Origin of the sequence: Corynebacterium sp. NML 150383 (assembly GCF_002285085.1) — a bacterium.
Lineage (GTDB): Bacteria > Actinomycetota > Actinomycetes > Mycobacteriales > Mycobacteriaceae > Corynebacterium > Corynebacterium gottingense.
The window spans coordinates 92,500-108,569 of record NZ_NSGK01000001.1 but is presented as its reverse complement, the minus strand read 5'-3'; the positions used below and the strand labels follow the sequence as shown (position 1 = coordinate 108,569).

18 protein-coding genes are annotated in these 16,070 nt (G+C 64.2%); 17 read left to right on the top strand and 1 reads right to left on the bottom strand.

Annotated features, from left to right (window positions below; genetic code table 11):
- Positions 1-4: 4 nt before the first annotated feature.
- The 17 genes from prmC (at position 5) to CKJ85_RS00445 (ending at position 13,837) form a co-directional block, all read left to right on the top strand.
- Positions 5-835 (top strand): peptide chain release factor N(5)-glutamine methyltransferase, encoded by an 831-nt coding sequence (gene prmC, locus CKJ85_RS00525; RefSeq protein ID WP_095553093.1) that lies wholly within the window; start codon positions 5-7, stop codon positions 833-835.
- Between the two features lie 24 nt (positions 836-859).
- Positions 860-1,519: an L-threonylcarbamoyladenylate synthase gene (locus CKJ85_RS00520; protein ID WP_095275998.1), complete on the top strand. Its 660-nt coding sequence runs from the start codon at positions 860-862 to the stop codon at positions 1,517-1,519.
- Positions 1,520-2,722, top strand: a complete 1,203-nt coding sequence (locus CKJ85_RS00515; RefSeq protein ID WP_095553092.1) for a glycosyltransferase family 4 protein — start codon at positions 1,520-1,522, stop codon at positions 2,720-2,722.
- 8 nt (positions 2,723-2,730) lie between these two features.
- Positions 2,731-3,198 carry a hypothetical protein gene (locus tag CKJ85_RS00510; protein ID WP_369825011.1) on the top strand — a complete coding sequence of 156 codons (468 nt, stop codon included), beginning with the start codon at positions 2,731-2,733 and terminating at the stop codon, positions 3,196-3,198.
- 440 nt (positions 3,199-3,638) lie between these two features.
- On the top strand, positions 3,639-4,433 hold the full coding sequence (gene atpB, locus CKJ85_RS00505) for a F0F1 ATP synthase subunit A (protein ID WP_095276005.1): 795 nt from the start codon (positions 3,639-3,641) through the stop codon (positions 4,431-4,433).
- Positions 4,434-4,534: 101 nt separating this feature from the next.
- On the top strand, positions 4,535-4,780 hold the full coding sequence (locus CKJ85_RS00500) for an ATP synthase F0 subunit C (RefSeq protein WP_095276007.1): 246 nt from the start codon (positions 4,535-4,537) through the stop codon (positions 4,778-4,780).
- A gap of 54 nt (positions 4,781-4,834) precedes the next feature.
- The gene (locus CKJ85_RS00495; RefSeq protein WP_095536947.1) at positions 4,835-5,407 is read left to right on the top strand and encodes a F0F1 ATP synthase subunit B; all 573 of its coding nucleotides are present in this window, start codon (positions 4,835-4,837) and stop codon (positions 5,405-5,407) included.
- Between the two features lie 5 nt (positions 5,408-5,412).
- Positions 5,413-6,246, top strand: coding sequence for a F0F1 ATP synthase subunit delta (locus CKJ85_RS00490; RefSeq protein WP_095276012.1), 834 nt, complete (start codon positions 5,413-5,415; stop codon positions 6,244-6,246).
- Positions 6,247-6,256: 10 nt separating this feature from the next.
- Positions 6,257-7,921: a F0F1 ATP synthase subunit alpha gene (gene atpA, locus CKJ85_RS00485; protein WP_095276014.1), complete on the top strand. Its 1,665-nt coding sequence runs from the start codon at positions 6,257-6,259 to the stop codon at positions 7,919-7,921.
- Between the two features lie 56 nt (positions 7,922-7,977).
- Positions 7,978-8,952, top strand: a complete 975-nt coding sequence (locus tag CKJ85_RS00480; RefSeq protein ID WP_095553091.1) for a F0F1 ATP synthase subunit gamma — start codon at positions 7,978-7,980, stop codon at positions 8,950-8,952.
- A 3-nt stretch (positions 8,953-8,955) separates the two neighbouring features.
- The gene (gene atpD, locus CKJ85_RS00475) at positions 8,956-10,464 is read left to right on the top strand and encodes a F0F1 ATP synthase subunit beta (RefSeq protein WP_233126885.1); all 1,509 of its coding nucleotides are present in this window, start codon (positions 8,956-8,958) and stop codon (positions 10,462-10,464) included.
- 9 nt (positions 10,465-10,473) lie between these two features.
- Positions 10,474-10,845 (top strand): F0F1 ATP synthase subunit epsilon, encoded by a 372-nt coding sequence (locus CKJ85_RS00470; protein ID WP_095276021.1) that lies wholly within the window; start codon positions 10,474-10,476, stop codon positions 10,843-10,845.
- Between the two features lie 219 nt (positions 10,846-11,064).
- Positions 11,065-11,523 carry a DUF2550 domain-containing protein gene (locus CKJ85_RS00465; protein WP_095535050.1) on the top strand — a complete coding sequence of 153 codons (459 nt, stop codon included), beginning with the start codon at positions 11,065-11,067 and terminating at the stop codon, positions 11,521-11,523.
- A gap of 74 nt (positions 11,524-11,597) precedes the next feature.
- Entirely contained in the window at positions 11,598-12,290 is a 693-nt protein-coding gene (gene nucS / locus CKJ85_RS00460) for an endonuclease NucS (RefSeq protein ID WP_095276025.1), read from the top strand.
- Between the two features lie 16 nt (positions 12,291-12,306).
- Positions 12,307-12,594, top strand: a complete 288-nt coding sequence (locus CKJ85_RS00455) for a hypothetical protein (protein ID WP_095276028.1) — start codon at positions 12,307-12,309, stop codon at positions 12,592-12,594.
- A gap of 25 nt (positions 12,595-12,619) precedes the next feature.
- A complete protein-coding gene (locus tag CKJ85_RS00450; RefSeq protein WP_095553090.1) occupies positions 12,620-12,964 on the top strand; it encodes a thiamine-binding protein in 345 nt (114 codons plus the stop codon).
- Positions 12,965-13,837, top strand: a complete 873-nt coding sequence (locus CKJ85_RS00445; RefSeq protein WP_095548260.1) for a tetratricopeptide repeat protein — start codon at positions 12,965-12,967, stop codon at positions 13,835-13,837. It abuts the gene before it with no gap.
- Here the strand turns inward: CKJ85_RS00445 and glgB are convergent.
- Positions 13,834-16,038 carry a 1,4-alpha-glucan branching protein GlgB gene (gene glgB, locus CKJ85_RS00440; protein ID WP_095553089.1) on the bottom strand — a complete coding sequence of 735 codons (2,205 nt, stop codon included), beginning with the start codon at positions 16,036-16,038 and terminating at the stop codon, positions 13,834-13,836. The genes CKJ85_RS00445 and glgB overlap by 4 nt on opposite strands.
- Positions 16,039-16,070 lie beyond the last annotated feature (32 nt).

The following is a 16,070-nucleotide window of genomic DNA, read 5'->3' as shown; positions in this document are numbered from 1 at the left end:
CACGATGCGGGAGCAGCTTCTCGACGCCACCTCGATCCTCGCCGACGCCGGCGTCCCCACCCCGGACGTCGACGCCCGCCTGCTCGCCGCCCACGTGCTGGGCATGAGCCCGATGGCGGTTATGTTTGCAGATGTGGACGAGACGTTTGCTGAGCGTTTCGCTGGCGTGGTCAAGCGTCGTGCGCAGCGTGAGCCGCTCCAGCACATCACGGGCACGGCCCCCTTCGGGCCGCTCGACCTCGCCGTCGGCCCTGGCGTGTTCATCCCGCGCCCGGAAACGGAAGTCCTGGCCGATTGGGCCGTGCGCACCCTCGCCGGCACGCTGGCACCCACCGTGGTGGACATGGGCACCGGCTCGGGGGCGCTGGCTATCTACGTTGCCAGCCATATCCCCGAAGCGCGCGTGTACGCCGTCGAGCTCTCCGCCACCGCGCGTGAGTACGCGGCGCGCAACGCCGCCTCGAACGGGGTGGGCATCACGCTTGTCGACGCCTCCATGACCGACCCCCAGCTCCTCCGCGACCTCGACGGCGCGGTGGACCTCGTGGTGGCCAACCCGCCGTACGTCCCGGACACCCCGAACCTCGAGCCGGAGGTGTACTGCGACCCGCCCGAGGCCGTCTTCTCCGGCGCCGACGGCATGGACGCAATCCGCGGGCTCGTACCGGTGGCCCAGCGACTACTGCGCCCCGGGGGCTGGTTGGGCGTGGAGCATGACGACGTGACGTCGACAAGCACCTGCTCCGTGATTGAGGCCTGCGGCGGTTTCGGTCCGCCGACGGTACTGCGCGACCTGGCCGGGCGGAACCGGTTTGTGTGCGCGAGTAAGCTGTAGCCGAAACGGAACCGAAGGAGCGATATGGGGAGCATGATCTACAACTGCCTCGAGCCGAGCGGGCGCGAGGCGGGGCTGACCGCTGCGGTCGAACAGGTGCAGGCGGGTCGCTGCGTCGTGCTGCCCACGGACACGGTCTACGGGATCGGCGCTGACGCCTTTAATAACGACGCCGTGGCGAGCCTCCTGGCCACCAAGCGCCGCGGGCCGGACATGCCGGTGCCGGTGCTCGTCGGCTCCTGGACCACCATTCAGGGGCTCGTGCGGGAGTTCTCCGACACGGCGAAGACGCTGGTCGAGGCGTTTTGGCCGGGTGGGCTCTCCATCGTCGTCCCGGAGGCGCCGAGCCTGCCGTGGAACCTGGGCGATACGCGCGGCACCGTGCTGCTGCGCATGCCCAACCAGCCGCTCGCGCTGGAGCTGCTTCAGCGGACGGGGCCGATGGCGGTGTCGTCCGCCAACATCTCGGGTAATCCGCCGGCGCTCAACGCAGCGAACGCGAAGCAGCAGTTTGGCGACGCGATCGGCGTGTACCTCGACGGTGGCGACGCGCAGGTGGGAGAGCCTTCCACGATCATCGACATTTCCGGCCGCCACCCGCAGATCTTGCGCGAGGCAGCGATCAGCGCCGAGCGGCTCGGTGAAGTCCTGAACCTTGACCCGGAGAGCTTGCGGAGGAAGTAGATGACGGGAGCTGGCGTCCCGCTGCGCGAGCTCGGCCTCGTCCTGCTCGTAGCCGCCGCAATCACGTACCTAGCCACCGGCCCGGTGCGCTCATTGCTCGTGCGCACCGGGCGTGTCGCGGAGGTCCGCAAACGAGACGTGCACACGCAGCCGACGCCGTCCGTGGGCGGGCTTGCTATGTTCACCGGCTTCGTTTGCGCCGTGTTCCTCGCACAGCAGCTTCCCGCGCTGACCCGCGGGTTTGCGCCGATCACCCCGGAGATGACGGCGGTGCTGGCGGGCGCGTTTGCGATCGTCATCGTGGGTATCGTGGACGACCTCTACGAGCTCGGCGCGATGACGAAGCTGCTGGGGCAGTTCTTGGCCGCCATCATTATGTGCCTGATGGGCATCGCGTTCACCGTGTTCTACGTGCCCTTCGGTGAGGGCACCACGCTGATTCTGGACCAGATGCAGGGGATGGTGATCGCTGCCGTGTTTACGGTGCTGCTGGTCAACGCCGTGAACTTCGTTGACGGCATCGACGGGCTCGCCGCGGGGATCGGCGTCATCGCCGGCGCAGCGATCCTGGTGTTTTCGCTCACCGTCCTGCACGAGCAGGGCGGCGCCGTGTCCGCGTATCCGCCTGCGATCATCTGCGCGGCCCTCGTGGGTATCTGCGCGGGTTTCCTTCCGCACAACTTTGAGCCGGCGCGCATCTTTATGGGCGACTCGGGCGCGATGCTGATCGGATTGTTGCTGGCTGCGGCGTCGATCTCGGCGTCGGGCAAAATCAACATGTCGCTGTACGGGACCGCAGACCTGGTGGCGTTGATCAGTCCGATCATCGTGGTCGCTGCTGCGATTGCGCTTCCGGTGGTGGACCTGGTTTGGGCGGTGATTCGACGCACCGCGAGGGGGCAAAGCCCCTTTGCTGCGGACGCCGGGCACATCCACCACAGGCTGTTGCGCTTGGGTCATACGCACCGACGCACCGTGCTTGTGCTGTACTTTTGGGTGGCCGCAGTGGCGTTTGGCGCGGTGAGCTTCTCGATCGTCCCGGTGCGGGTGGCAGCGGTGTTCACCGCTGTACTCTTGCTCGGCGCCTTTCTGCTCACTCTCGTCCCGTTGATGGCCGGAAAGATTGGGCCGAAACCGGTCGAGGCCCCGCTGGGGTCCGGCGAGGGGAGAGGGCGCGGGGAGATCGAGCACGCGCGTAGGTAAACTTACCCATCGTGACTACTTCCAGCCCGAATCCGGAATCCCAGCCCCGCGACCTTAACGTCCGCGACGCTTCCGAATACACGGACCAGCGTCGGCCAATCATCCGAGCCCTCAAGGTTGCCGGGGGAGCGCTCGTCGCGCTCACGTTGATCAGCCTGATGGCATGGGGCGCCACGCGCGATCTCCCCGGGATCTGGGCCGTGCTCTTGGGCGTGGCCATTGGCGGTGGGTTCGTGCTGGCTACCGCGGTCACCGTCCTGGTGACCTCCGAATCCTCGCCCAGCACCACGATGGCGGTCGTCCTCGGCGGGTGGCTGGTCAAGATGGTGGTCTTGATTTTACTCTTCGTCTGGTTGCGTAACTTCAACTTTTATGATTCGACGGCGTTCGGTGTCACCACGCTCGCGGCGCTCGTCGTCGCGCTGGCCGCCGAGGCGTGGGGCGTTATTACGACGAGGACGTCGTACCTGAGCTAGCCCCGAGCTATCCCCGATCCGGCCTGCCCCCGGAGGTGCGCAACCGGGGGTAGCCAGGCCCACGCCTTGGCCAAAGAAGGGGAAAATTCCACCCCTTTTCGCGTGTGTGTGATTGATGTTACAGGAGGGCAAATCTGCAGGCTGTTGAGTCAAAGTTGGGCGCAAACTTCCCAGGTTGAGGGTGCATAGTGTCCGAGTCCCCCCAAAGTCCAGGAAACTCATGACGACCTGTTAAAGTATCCGCTGGGCTTACTTGAGGCAGGGGACTGCCCAGCGCCGCTGGGTCTCGCTGCCTGAAGAGACTCCCCTGTCCCCGCGGAAGCAGATGTGCGACGGAGTCCGCCGCGGGAGACAGCCTTGATGAAGACGTCCATCGCACCGCATTCTTTGAGGATGCGGCCCGAGAACGGGAGAGAACGCTGAGCGTTACAACTTTGGCCATGAAGGGTTCATTCCACGCACCCGAACTTGGTCCAGAAATTTTCCCGGGGCACACGTACGACCAGTTCATTGGTGAAGACTTTGCCAATGGATGGTTCGCGCTCGACCGCATTATGCTTGTCCGACTTCTTGTCGCGGCAATCCTTGTGGTCCTCTTTGTTATTGCCTTTAGGAAGCCGAAGCTGGTTCCTAAGGGGCTGCAAAACTTCGCAGAGATGGGCGTGGACTTCGTCCGCGTCAACATTGCAGAAGATACGTTGGGGAAGAAGGACGGAAACCGGTTCCTGCCGGTCATTGCCACCATCTTCTTCACCGTGCTGTTCATGAATGCCGCGACGATCATTCCGTTCCTCAACATCTCACCAAATGCACGTATCGGCATGCCGGCCGTGCTGGCGGTTGTTGCCTACATCGCGATGATCTACGCGGGCGTCCAGCGCTACGGTGTGGCGTTTTTCAAGCACTCCACCGTCATTCCTGGACTGCCTTTCTTCCTCCACTTCCTCGTGGTGCCGATTGAGATCTTCTCAACCTTCATCCTGCGTCCGGTCACCCTGGCAATTCGTCTGATGGCGAACTTCCTGGCCGGCCACATCATTTTGGTCCTGCTGTACTCTGCTACGAACTTCTTCTTCTGGCAGCTCAACGGGTGGACCGCATTCAGTGGCCTGACCATCATTGCTGCGATTCTGTTCACGCTCTACGAGCTCATCGTTATTTTCCTGCAGGCATACATTTTTGCCCTGCTGACGGCGGTGTACATCGAACTATCGCTGCATGCGGATGCGCACTAACAAAGCGCGACCAACCGGTCAAACTGAATAACCCCTCCACATTGTCACTCGCCCTCCCGCACTAGGAGCGGGGGAGCACCTAGAAAGGGAACGACTTTCACATGAACGACATCATCCTCGCCCAGGCAAACGAGTCTGTCACCGCGTTCGACGGCCTCCAATCCATCGGCTACGGCATCGCCACCATCGGCCCCGGCATCGGTATCGGCATGCTGGTTGGCAAGACCGTTGAGGGCATGGCTCGCCAGCCCGAGATGGCTGGTCAGCTGCGTACCACCATGTTCCTGGGTATCGCCTTCGTTGAGGCCCTTGCCCTCATCGGCCTCGTTGCCGGCTTCCTGTTCTAAGAAAAGCTCGCACCACCTAGCGAACAGATTTCATTTCTAGAACAGGAGCAACCAATGACTAACGTCAACGAATTTCTCGTGGCGGCAGAAGGGACCGAGGAGATTCCGATGACTTCGGAGCCCTCCGTGCTTCTGCCTGCCCCGTACGACGTGGTTTGGTCGCTTGTCGTCTTCATCATCATCTTCCTCCTCTTCTGGAAGTACGTGCTTCCGAAGTTCCGGGAAGTGCTGGCGGAGCGCGAAGACCAAATCAAGGGTGGCATTGAGCGCGCTCAGGCTGCCCAGGCTGAAGCATCGGCTGCCCTGGAAAAGAACAATGCTGAGCTTGCCGAGGCACGCGCCGAGGCCGCCGCGATCCGCGAAGCTGCCCGCACCAAGGGTAAGGAGATCGAGGCGGAGTCCCGCGAGCGCGCGGAGGCAGAGTCCAAGCGCATTGTGGAAGCTGGAGAGAAGCAGCTTCTGGCATCCCGTGAGCAGGTCGTCGCAGAGCTGCGCAACGATTTGGGCCAGAACTCGATCAACCTCGCCGAGCGTCTGCTTGGCACCGAGCTGTCGGACTCCACCCGCCGCTCGAACACGATCGACTCCTTCCTCTCTGAGCTCGACAACGTCTCGACGAGAAAGTAGGCGAGATGAAGGCAGCGAGTCGCGAAGCACAAGCAAAGGTCTCGGAGAAGCTTGATCAGCTGATCCAGAATTCCGACAATGCCGTCGCCGTGGCGATGAACGTCGGTGCTGAGCTCTTCCTCATCGTGAACCAGCTCGACGGCGAGCGCGCACTGCGCATCGCCGTTGCTGATAACTCGGTGGAAAGCTCCCAGCGCACCGGCATTATGCGCGACGTGTTCAGCGCCAAGGTCGCAGATCCGACGCTTGAGGTCCTGCTGGCAGCAGCCGAGCAGGAGTGGTCCACGCCCCGCGAGTTCCGCACCGGGCTGGTCAACCTCGGCCGCCGCGCAATCGCGCGCGGTGCCGAGAAAGACGGCAAGCTCGAGCAGGTTGAAACTGAGCTGTACCAGCTCGCCAACGTGCTGGAGCGCGAAAAGGATCTGACCCAGCTGTTGTCCGACCGCACGGCGGCCTCCGAGAAGAAGCGAGGACTGCTGGCAAACGTGATTTACGGCAAGGTGACGATGTTCACCGAGGCTTTGGCTTTGCAGGTCATCGGTCGCCCGCGCCACAACCCGGTAGATGACTTGGTGGAGCTGTCCTCCGAGTTTGCCGGTATGCGTGGCAAGACCGTGGCACGTGTCGCCACCGCGGAGGAGTTGTCCGACTCCCAGCGCGGCGTCCTGGCGCAGAAGCTTGAGAAGATTTACGGCCGCGAGATGGCCATCCACTCCGAGGTTGACCCCAGCCTCCTCGGTGGTGTGGTTATCCGCGTTGGTGACGAAGTGATTGACGGTTCGACGCGTGGCAAGCTCACGCGCCTGCGCACCGACGTCGCTGCCAACGCGGCCCTTTAGAACGAAGATAATGCTGGAACAAACTACCGAGAGCAGGAAGAACATGGCGGAGCTGACGATCTCCTCCGATGAGATCCGTAGCGCGATAGCGAACTACACCTCGAGCTACTCCGCGGAGGCCTCCCGTGAGGAGGTCGGCGTGGTGACTTCGGCTGCAGATGGTATTGCCCAGGTTTCCGGGCTGCCAGGGTGCATGACGAACGAGCTGCTCGAGTTCCCGAACGGCGTCATTGGCGTCGCACAGAACCTCGAGACCGATTCCATCGGTGTCGTGGTGCTGGGTAACTTTGAGTCCCTGACCGAAGGCGACGAAGTCAAGCGGACGGGCGAAGTCCTGTCCATCCCCGTTGGGGAAGACTTCCTTGGCCGAGTAATCAACCCCCTGGGTCAGCCGATTGACGGCCTTGGCCCGATTGAGTCCAAAGAAGAGCGCGCCCTGGAGCTCCAGGCCGCAGGCGTTCTCGACCGCCAGCCGGTCGAGGAGCCGCTGCAGACGGGCATGAAGGCGATTGACGCCATGACCCCGATCGGCCGCGGCCAGCGTCAGCTCATCATTGGTGACCGCAAGACCGGTAAGACCGCGGTCTGCATCGACACCATCCTCAACCAGAAGGCTTTCTGGGAGACCGGTGACCCGTCGAAGCAGGTGCGCTGCATCTACGTGGCTGTGGGCCAGAAGGGCTCCACCATCGCTGGTGTGCGCAAGACCCTGGAGGATCACGGTGCGCTGGAGTACACCACCATCGTGGCGGCTCCGGCGTCCGACTCCGCAGGCTTCAAGTGGCTGGCACCGTTCTCCGGCGCTGCACTCGGCCAGCACTGGATGTACCAGGGCAAGCACGTCCTGGTCATCTACGATGATCTGACCAAGCAGGCCGAGGCCTACCGTGCGATCTCGCTGCTGCTGCGCCGCCCGCCGGGCCGCGAGGCATACCCGGGCGACGTCTTCTACCTGCACTCCCGTCTCCTGGAGCGTGCAGCGAAGCTGAACGACGAGCTCGGCGCTGGCTCCCTGACCGCACTGCCGATCATCGAGACCAAGGCAAACGACGTGGGCGCGTTCATTCCGACCAACGTCATTTCCATTACGGACGGCCAGGTCTTCCTTCAGTCCGACCTGTTCAACCAGGGCGTGCGCCCGGCTATCGACGTGGGTATCTCTGTCTCCCGTGTCGGTGGCGCTGCGCAGACCAAGGGCATGAAGAAGGTCGCAGGTAACCTGCGTCTGGACCTCGCCGCATACCGCGACCTCGAGGCGTTCGCGGCCTTCGCTTCCGACCTCGACGCTGCTTCCAAGAAGCAGCTTGAGCGCGGTCAGCGTCTGGTCGAGCTGCTGAAGCAGTCCGAGAACGCACCGCAACCGGTTGAGTACCAGATCGTGTCCATCTGGGCAGCGAACGAGGGCCTCTTCGACGTCGTTCCCGTCGAGGATGTCCGCCGTTACGAGTCCGAGCTGCAGGAGGCCATCCAGTCCTCCGCACCCGAGGTCTTTAGCCAGATCGAGGGCGGCAAGCAGCTTGACGACGCTTCGAAGGACGCCATCAAGCGCGTCAACGAAGAGTTCGCTCGCACCTTCCAGGCTTCCTCGGGCGAGCGTGTCGTGCGCGAGCCGGAGGCGCAGGCCCTGGACGCCGGCGAAGTGTCCAAGAACAAGCTCAACGTCAGCCGCTCCTAGGTTCTGCAGCGCGCAGGATTTTAGGACCTACATAAAGGAAGGGAGGAAACAGCACCATGGCAACACTTCGCGAATTGCGTGACCGCATCCGGTCCGTCAACTCAACGAAGAAGATCACGAAGGCCCAAGAGCTGATCGCTACGTCGCAGATCACCAAGGCCCAGGCTCGCGTCGCTGCGGCGAAGCCGTACGCGGACGAGATGCAAGACGTCATGGAACGCCTCGCCGCCGCGAGCTCCCTCGACCACCCCATGCTCCGGGAGCGTGATGGTGGGCGAGTCGCGGCGATCCTCGTGGTCACCTCTGACCGCGGTATGGCTGGCGGCTACAACCACAACGTGCTGAAGAAGGCCGCCGAGCTTGAGCGCATGCTGAGCGACGCAGGCTACGAGGTGGTTCGCTACGTCACCGGTAACAAGGGAGTTACCCACTTCCGGTTCCGTGGCATGGACGTCGCTGGCGCGTGGACCGGCTGGTCCCAGAAGCCGTCGTGGGAGGATACGCACAACGTGCGTCGCCACATCATCGACGGTTTCATGGCTGGTTCCGAGGACACCGCCAAATGGCGCGAAGGCGTCAACGGCACGGAGGGCCAGGGCGTGCGCGGTTTCGACCAAGTGCACGTTGTCTACACCGAATTCGTGTCTATGCTCTCGCAGGAAGCGCGCGTGCACCAGCTGCTGCCCATCGAGCCCGTCCTCGAGGAATTCGAGTACGAGCAGAAGAGCATGCTGGAGCAGGACGGCTCCGTGAACCCGGATATGAGCTTCGAGCCCGATCCGGACACGCTGCTGACCTCGCTGCTTCCGACATATGTTTCCAGGTCGCTCTACTCGATCTTCTTGGAAGCATCGGCTTCGGAATCCGCTTCTCGCCGTACGGCGATGAAGAACGCGACGGATAACGCCACCGACCTGGCGAACAATCTGTCCCGTGAGGCTAACCAAGCCCGTCAGGCAAAAATCACCCAGGAAATCACCGAGATTATCGGCGGCGCTGGCGCGCTGTCCGGTAGTGGAGAAAGTGACTAAATCATGACTACTGCTCAATCATTTGATGAGCGCAACGATGAGCCGGTGGGCGAGGCCGAGACCAAGGCTGCAGCCCACGAGGCACAGTCCGCGCAGAACCCGCAGGGTTCTGACAACGGACGCGTCGTTCGCGTAATCGGCGCAGTCGTCGACGTGGAGTTCCCGCGCGGCGAGCTGCCCGCTCTGTACAACGCACTCGAGGTCGACATCGAGCTCGAGGGCATGTCCCGCACCATCGTGCTCGAGGTCGCCCAGTTCCTGGGCGACAACCTGCTGCGTACCATCGCCATGGCCCCGACCGACGGTCTTGTGCGTGGCGCGAAGGTGCTCGACACCGGCAACCCGATCTCCGTCCCGGTCGGCGACCAGGTCAAGGGCCACGTGTTCAACGCACTCGGCCAGTGCCTGGATGACCCGAGCGTCGGCGAGGGCGGCGAGCGCTGGGGCATCCACCGCCAGCCGCCGGCCTTCAAGGACCTCGAGGGTAAGACCGAGATCCTGGAAACGGGTATTAAGGTCATCGACCTGCTCACCCCGTACGTGAAGGGCGGCAAGATCGGCCTTTTCGGCGGCGCAGGTGTGGGCAAGACGGTCCTCATCCAGGAGATGATTACCCGTATCGCCCGCGAGTTCTCTGGTACGTCGGTCTTCGCCGGCGTCGGCGAGCGTACCCGTGAGGGCACCGACCTCTTCCTCGAAATGGAAGAGATGGGCGTGCTCCCAGATACGGCCCTTGTTTTCGGCCAGATGGATGAGCCGCCAGGGGTTCGTATGCGCGTGGCCCTGTCCGGCCTGACCATGGCGGAGTACTTCCGCGATGTGCAGAACCAGGACGTGCTGCTCTTCATCGACAACATCTTCCGTTTCACCCAGGCCGGTTCCGAGGTCTCGACCCTGCTGGGTCGTATGCCTTCCGCCGTGGGCTACCAGCCCACCCTGGCTGATGAGATGGGCGTGCTGCAGGAGCGCATTACCTCCACGAAGGGTCGCTCCATTACCTCGCTGCAGGCGGTCTACGTGCCGGCCGATGACTACACCGACCCGGCACCGGCGACCACCTTCGCCCACCTGGATGCGACGACCGAGCTGTCGCGTTCCATTGCCTCCAAGGGTATTTACCCGGCTGTGGACCCGCTGACCTCGACCTCCCGCATCCTGGAGCCGGGCATCGTCGGCGAGCGTCACTACGCTGTCGCGCAGAAGGTGATCGGTATTCTGCAGAAGAACAAGGAGCTGCAGGACATCATCGCCATTCTTGGTATGGACGAGCTGTCCGAAGAGGACAAGATCACCGTTATGCGTGCTCGTAAGCTGCAGCGCTTCCTCGGCCAGAACTTCTTCGTGGCGAAGAAGTTCACGGGCGACGAGGGCTCCTACGTCCCGCTCGAGGAGACGATCGAGGCCTTCGACAAGCTCTGCGAAGGCGAGTTCGACGCCTACCCGGAGCAGGCCTTCAGCAACCTCGGTGGTCTCGACGACGTCGAGGCCGCGTACCAGAAGCTGCAGGGCTAGGAGGCAGACATGGCTGAACTTACCGCGCAATTGGTGTCGGTGGACCGCATGCTTTGGTCGGGTCAGGCCAGCATCGTCACCGCCCAGACCATCGAAGGTGAGATCGGCGTGCTGCCCGGTCACGAGCCGTTCCTTGGCCAGCTCAAGGAGAACGGTGTGGTGACCATCCGTCCCACCAGCGGCGACCGCATCGTCGCCGCTGTGCAGGGCGGGTTCCTCTCCGTCCAGGGCGACAAGGTGACCATCCTCGCTGACTTCGCGAAGCTCGCGGACGAGGTTGACACCACCGAGGCAGAGTCCGGCCTGCGCGCCGACGACTCGCTCGTGAAGGCCCGCTCGGAGGCCGAGCTTGCCGCGGTTCGCCGCAACAGCTCGCGCTAGACCGAGTTTGCGTCAGCGCCCGGGAGGAGGGCAACGCACGCTCCTTCCTTGTACGTTTCGCGCCCCCACCTGCCGTGAAGTAGGTGGGGGCGCGACGTCGTTAAGCGGCTGCCCCGATGATGCTTGCATTGTCTGCGCAGCAAAGTAGGATTATCGCATAAGCGTGCTTCCACGATGTGCGGGGGCCTGGCAACAACGGAATCTCGCAGGGAGGTGTCGATGGAGATCATCGTCTCTGTGGTGCTGCTTGTGGTCATCGGGGTCACGGGTATTGCGATCTGGCGGTTTGCCATGTTCCGGAATTCCGGCGGGCGCGCGCTGATCCGCAAGCTGCCGGCCCAGGGGCTGCACGGCTGGCGGCACGGTATTCTGCGATACACGGGGGAAGAGCTGCAGTTTTATAAGCTGCGGTCGCTGTCGTCAAACTACGATTACGCGCTGGACCGCCGCGACCTGACTATCAACGGGGTGCGCGACCTGACTGCGGATGAGCAGGAGATTATGCCGGGGGTGTCGACGGTCCTGGAAATGACCAGCCCGCGCGGGCAACTCGAGTTTGCGGCGGATCGCCACGTGGAGATGGCGCTCATTTCCTGGGTGGAGTCTGCGCCGGATCGTCGCCAGCAGCGCGTGGACGTTCGCTCGCTGGCACAGCGCGTGCAGCGGGGCCGCGCCTAAGTGCTTCTCGACGCCACCGCGCACCCACCCGACCCGTTTCTGTTCCCCGCTGCGCGCCCGGTACCCTGTGGTGCATGCGTCTCGTCATAGCTCGTTGCTCCGTTGACTACGTTGGTCGCCTCGCGGCGCACCTTCCGTCCGCGCTGCGCCTCATCTTGCTGAAATCCGACGGCTCGGTGTCCGTCCACGCGGACGACCGTGCCTACAAGCCCCTGAACTGGATGACGCCGCCGTGCACCCTGAAGGAGGAAGCGGTGGTCGACATCGACGGCGAGGATACCGGCGAGCAACTCTGGATCGTGGAGAACCCGAAGGGGGAGCAGCTGCGCATCACGGTGGAAGAGATCCTGTCGGACTCCTCCTACGAGCTGGGCGAGGACCCGGGGCTGGTCAAGGATGGCGTCGAGGCGCACCTGCAGGAGCTGCTGGCGGAGCACATCGGCACCCTCGGCGAGGGCTACAGCCTGGTGCGCCGCGAATACCCCACGGCGATCGGTCCGGTGGACATCCTCGCCAGGGATGCAGACGGACAGACCGTGGCGGTAGAGATCAAGCGGCGCGGCGGGATCGACGGCGTTGAGCAGCTCACTCGCTACGTTGAGCTGCTCAACCGCGACGAGGTGCTCAAGCCGGTGCGCGGGGTGTTCGCGGCGCAAGAGATCAAGCCGCAGGCGCGCACGCTCGCCGAGGACCGCGGCTTCCGCTGCCTCACCCTGGACTACGACGAGCTCCGCGGCATCGAGTCCGACGAGCTGCGGCTCTTCTAGGCGCGAAGGGGAAACGATGCCGAGACGGAACCGGAGACACAACGTCACCCCGTCCTACGTGCTGCCGCGCGACGGGTCCACATTCATTGGGACCCAGGAGGTCGAGGGCCCAAGTTGGGCGAACGGGGAGATCTACCTCGTGCGCCAGATCGGCGCCGCAGCGGCGAATAAGTTCTACGTGTGCCCGCGATGCAACCAGAACATTCCGCCGGGCGTGGCGCACGTGGTGGCGTGGCCGCGCGACACAGGCGGGCGTGGCGACGATCGCCGCCACTGGCACAAGCACTGCTGGGAGAAGCGGTAGCGTCCGTCCGGGTAGGCTGGGCCGCATGATTGCTGCATTTTCTGTCGCCCCAACGGTGACCAATAGCGCTACTGCAGAGATGTCGGAAGCCGTGTCGCGCGCCGTGCGCGTCGTGCGCGAATCCGGGCTGCCGCACGAGACGACCGCGATGTTTACCACGATCGAGGGGGAGTGGGACGAGGTCATGGACGTGATCAAGCGTGCCACGCAAGCGGTGGAGGCGGTGTCCCCACGGGTATCGTTGGTGATCAAAGCTGACATCAGGCCGGGCTACACCGACATGATGCACCAAAAAGTCGCGTCGCTAGAGAAGCACTTTTCCAATGACGCCAATGACGTCAATGACGCCAATGACGAAGGAGCGAACTAAATGCCGGATTTCGGACCAGGCGCAGTTGACCTGAACAAGCTGGTGGAGCAGAAGGAGGCGCAGCAGCAGCTCAAGGAGGGCGGATTCGAGCCGTTTATCACGGTCACCGAGAAGGACATCGAGGCCCGCGCCTTCCAGCGCTCCGTGCAGGTGCCGGTGGTGCTGATGATTGGCACTTCCCGGTCGGAGGATTCGGAGTCGCTCAAGGCGACGCTGCAGCAGTTGGCGGCGGGGCAGCGCAAGTTCCTCGTCGCGTACGTCGACGCGGACGCCACGCCGCAGGTGGCGCAGATGTTCGGTCTTCGCGCCCTGCCGACGGTGGTGGCGCTGGCAGCCGGCCAACCGGTGACTAACTTTGAGGGCAACCAGCCCGCCGACCAGCTCAAGCAGTGGGTCGACGCGCTGGTGAACAACGTCGGCCCGCAGCTGCAGGGTCTGGACGACGAGCCGGAGACGGATGCCCCCGAGCCGGAAGACCCGCGACTGGCCCAGGCAACCGCCGCGCTGAATAGGAGCGATTTCGAGGGGGCCACCGCGCTTTATAACGCCATCTTGGCCGACGAGCCCGACAATCAGCCCGTCAAGCAGGCGAAGGCGACGGTGGCAGTCCTGCAGCGCCTCGACCCCCAGCGCCGCACCACCGACCCGATCGCGGAGGCGGAGCAGGACCCGCAGGACGTGGACAAGCAGCTCGTTGCGGCGGACGCTGAGGTTGTCGCTGGCGCGCCGGAGAAGGCGTTCGAGCGTTTGCTGCGCTACGTCAAGGCCGAGCCGAAGGCGAAGGAGCGCCTGCTCGAGCTCTTCACCTTGTTCGAGCCGGGCGATCCGCGCGTGATCAACGCGCGGACCGCCCTGGCCAGCGCACTGTTCTAGCCACGCAGCGTGTACAGCTGCACGCTCATCGCCGGGATGTGCAGGTTGAGGGACTGGTCGAACTGGTCCCAGGTGGTGGGCTCGGTGTCCACGGTGGGGAGGAGCTCGTTGCCTGCTCCGCCGTAGACAGCGTCATCGGTGTTGATGAGCAGCTCCCACGTGCCCGCCTTGGGTGAGCCCAGGCGGTAATTCGGCTGCGATGCGCCGGAGAGGTTCACCACCGCGAGGACGGCCGATCCGTCCGCGCCCCAGCGGATGTAGGCGAGGATGTTGTTTTGCGCGTCGTCGCCCTTGATCCACTGGAAGCCCATGGGCGTGTTGTCCTGGGAGAACAGCGCCGGGGTGTCGCGGTAGACCAGGTTGAGGTCGCGCACGAGGCGACGGATGCCCTTGTGGTAGTCGTGGCCCCAGTCGTCGGCAAGGTTGTCCCAGTTGACGGAGTGGGCTTCGTCCCATTCGGTGGTCTGCCCCCACTCGCAGCCCATAAACATGAGCTGCTTGCCCGGGTGCGAGAACATGTAGCCGTAGAGCGCGCGCAGTCCCGCGGCCTTGTTCCAGTCATCGCCCGGCATGCGGGTCCACAGCGAGCCCTTGCCGTGCACGACCTCGTCGTGGCTAAACGGCAGGACGTACTTCTCGCTGAACGCGTAGACCAGGGAGAACGTGATCTCGTTGTGGTGGTAGGAGCGGTGGATGGGGTCGAGGGAGAAGTACTCCAGCGAGTCGTTCATCCAGCCCATGTTCCACTTCAGGGAGAACCCGAGGCCGTCGGACTCGGTGGGCGCGGTCACGCCGGGCCACGCGGTGGACTCCTCGGCTACGGTGATCACGCCCGGGTGGGTGCGGTGGACCGTGGCGTTCATCTCCTGCAGGAACTGGACCGCGTCCCAGTGCTCGCGGCCGCCGAACTGGTTGGGCAGCCACTCGCCGGGTTCGCGCGAGTAGTCCAGGTAGAGCATGGAGGCCACGGCGTCCACGCGCAGGCCGTCGAGGTGGAACTCTTCGCACCAGTAGAGCGCGTTCGCCACGAGGAAGTTGCGGACCTCGTTGCGGCCGAAGTCGAAGACGTAAGTGCCCCAGTCCTTCTGCTCGCCGCGGCGCCAGTCGGGGTGCTCGTAGAGCGCGGTGCCGTCGAAGCGCGCGAGCGCCCAGGCGTCCTTGGGGAAGTGTGCGGGGACCCAGTCGACGAGGACGCCGATGTTGTGCGCGTGGAGCTCGTCGACAAGCGCGCGGAACTCGTCTGGCGTGCCCCAGCGCGCGGTGGGTGCGTAGTAGCCGCTGACCTGGTAGCCCCAGGAGCCACCGAAGGGGTGCTCGGCAACCGGGAGGAACTCCACGTGGGTGAAGCCGTGCTCGACCAGGTACGGGACGAGCTCTTCGCGCAGCGTGTTGTAGTTCGAGCCCTGCTTCCAGGAGCCGATGTGGCACTCGTAGACGCTCATGGGGGAGTTCGCCGGGTCCATACCCTGGCGGTGCTGCATCCACTCGGCGTCGCGCCACTCGTACGCGGTGGTGTCGGCGACAACGGAGACCGTCTCCGGCGGGGCGAGGGTGGCCTTGGCCAGCGGGTCCGCCTTGTCCACGCGGTAGCCTTCGGAGGTTTGGACCGCGAACTTGTAGTGGGCGCCGGGCGCGATTCCGGGGATGAAGATCTCCCACACGCCCGTCGAGCCCAGGGTGCGCATCGGGTACTGGTTTGGGTTCCAGTTGCAGAAGTCGCCGACGACCGCCACACCCTTGGCGTTCGGGGCCCAGACCGCGAAGGCGGTGCCGGTGACCTGGCCGAGGTCGGTGGTGTAGGTGTGGACGTTCGCGCCGAGGACCTCCCAGAGACGCTCGTGGCGCCCCTCGGCGATCAGGTGCAGGTCCAGTGAGCCGACGGTGGGCAGGAAGAAGTAGGGGTCCGCGATGATCTGCGGCTCCGCGTCCGGGTAGGTGACCTTGAGGCGGTAGTCGCTCGCGTGCTCGCCCTCGAGCTCGGCGATCCAGATGTCGTCGCCGGTGTGGTGCATTTGCACGGCGTCGTTGTGAATGAGCAGCTGCACGTCGGTCGCGCCGAGCAGGCGGGTGCGCACGACGGTGTTTCCGGCCACGGCGTGGCGGCCGTAGAAGTCGTGCGGTGCGTGGTGCTTGCACTCGAGGAGGCGTTGGCGGTCGTGCTCCGGGATGAGCGCTGCGGGGGAAAGTTCGTGGCCGGTCATCATCGTCTTTCTAGTAAAGCGAATGGAGAAGG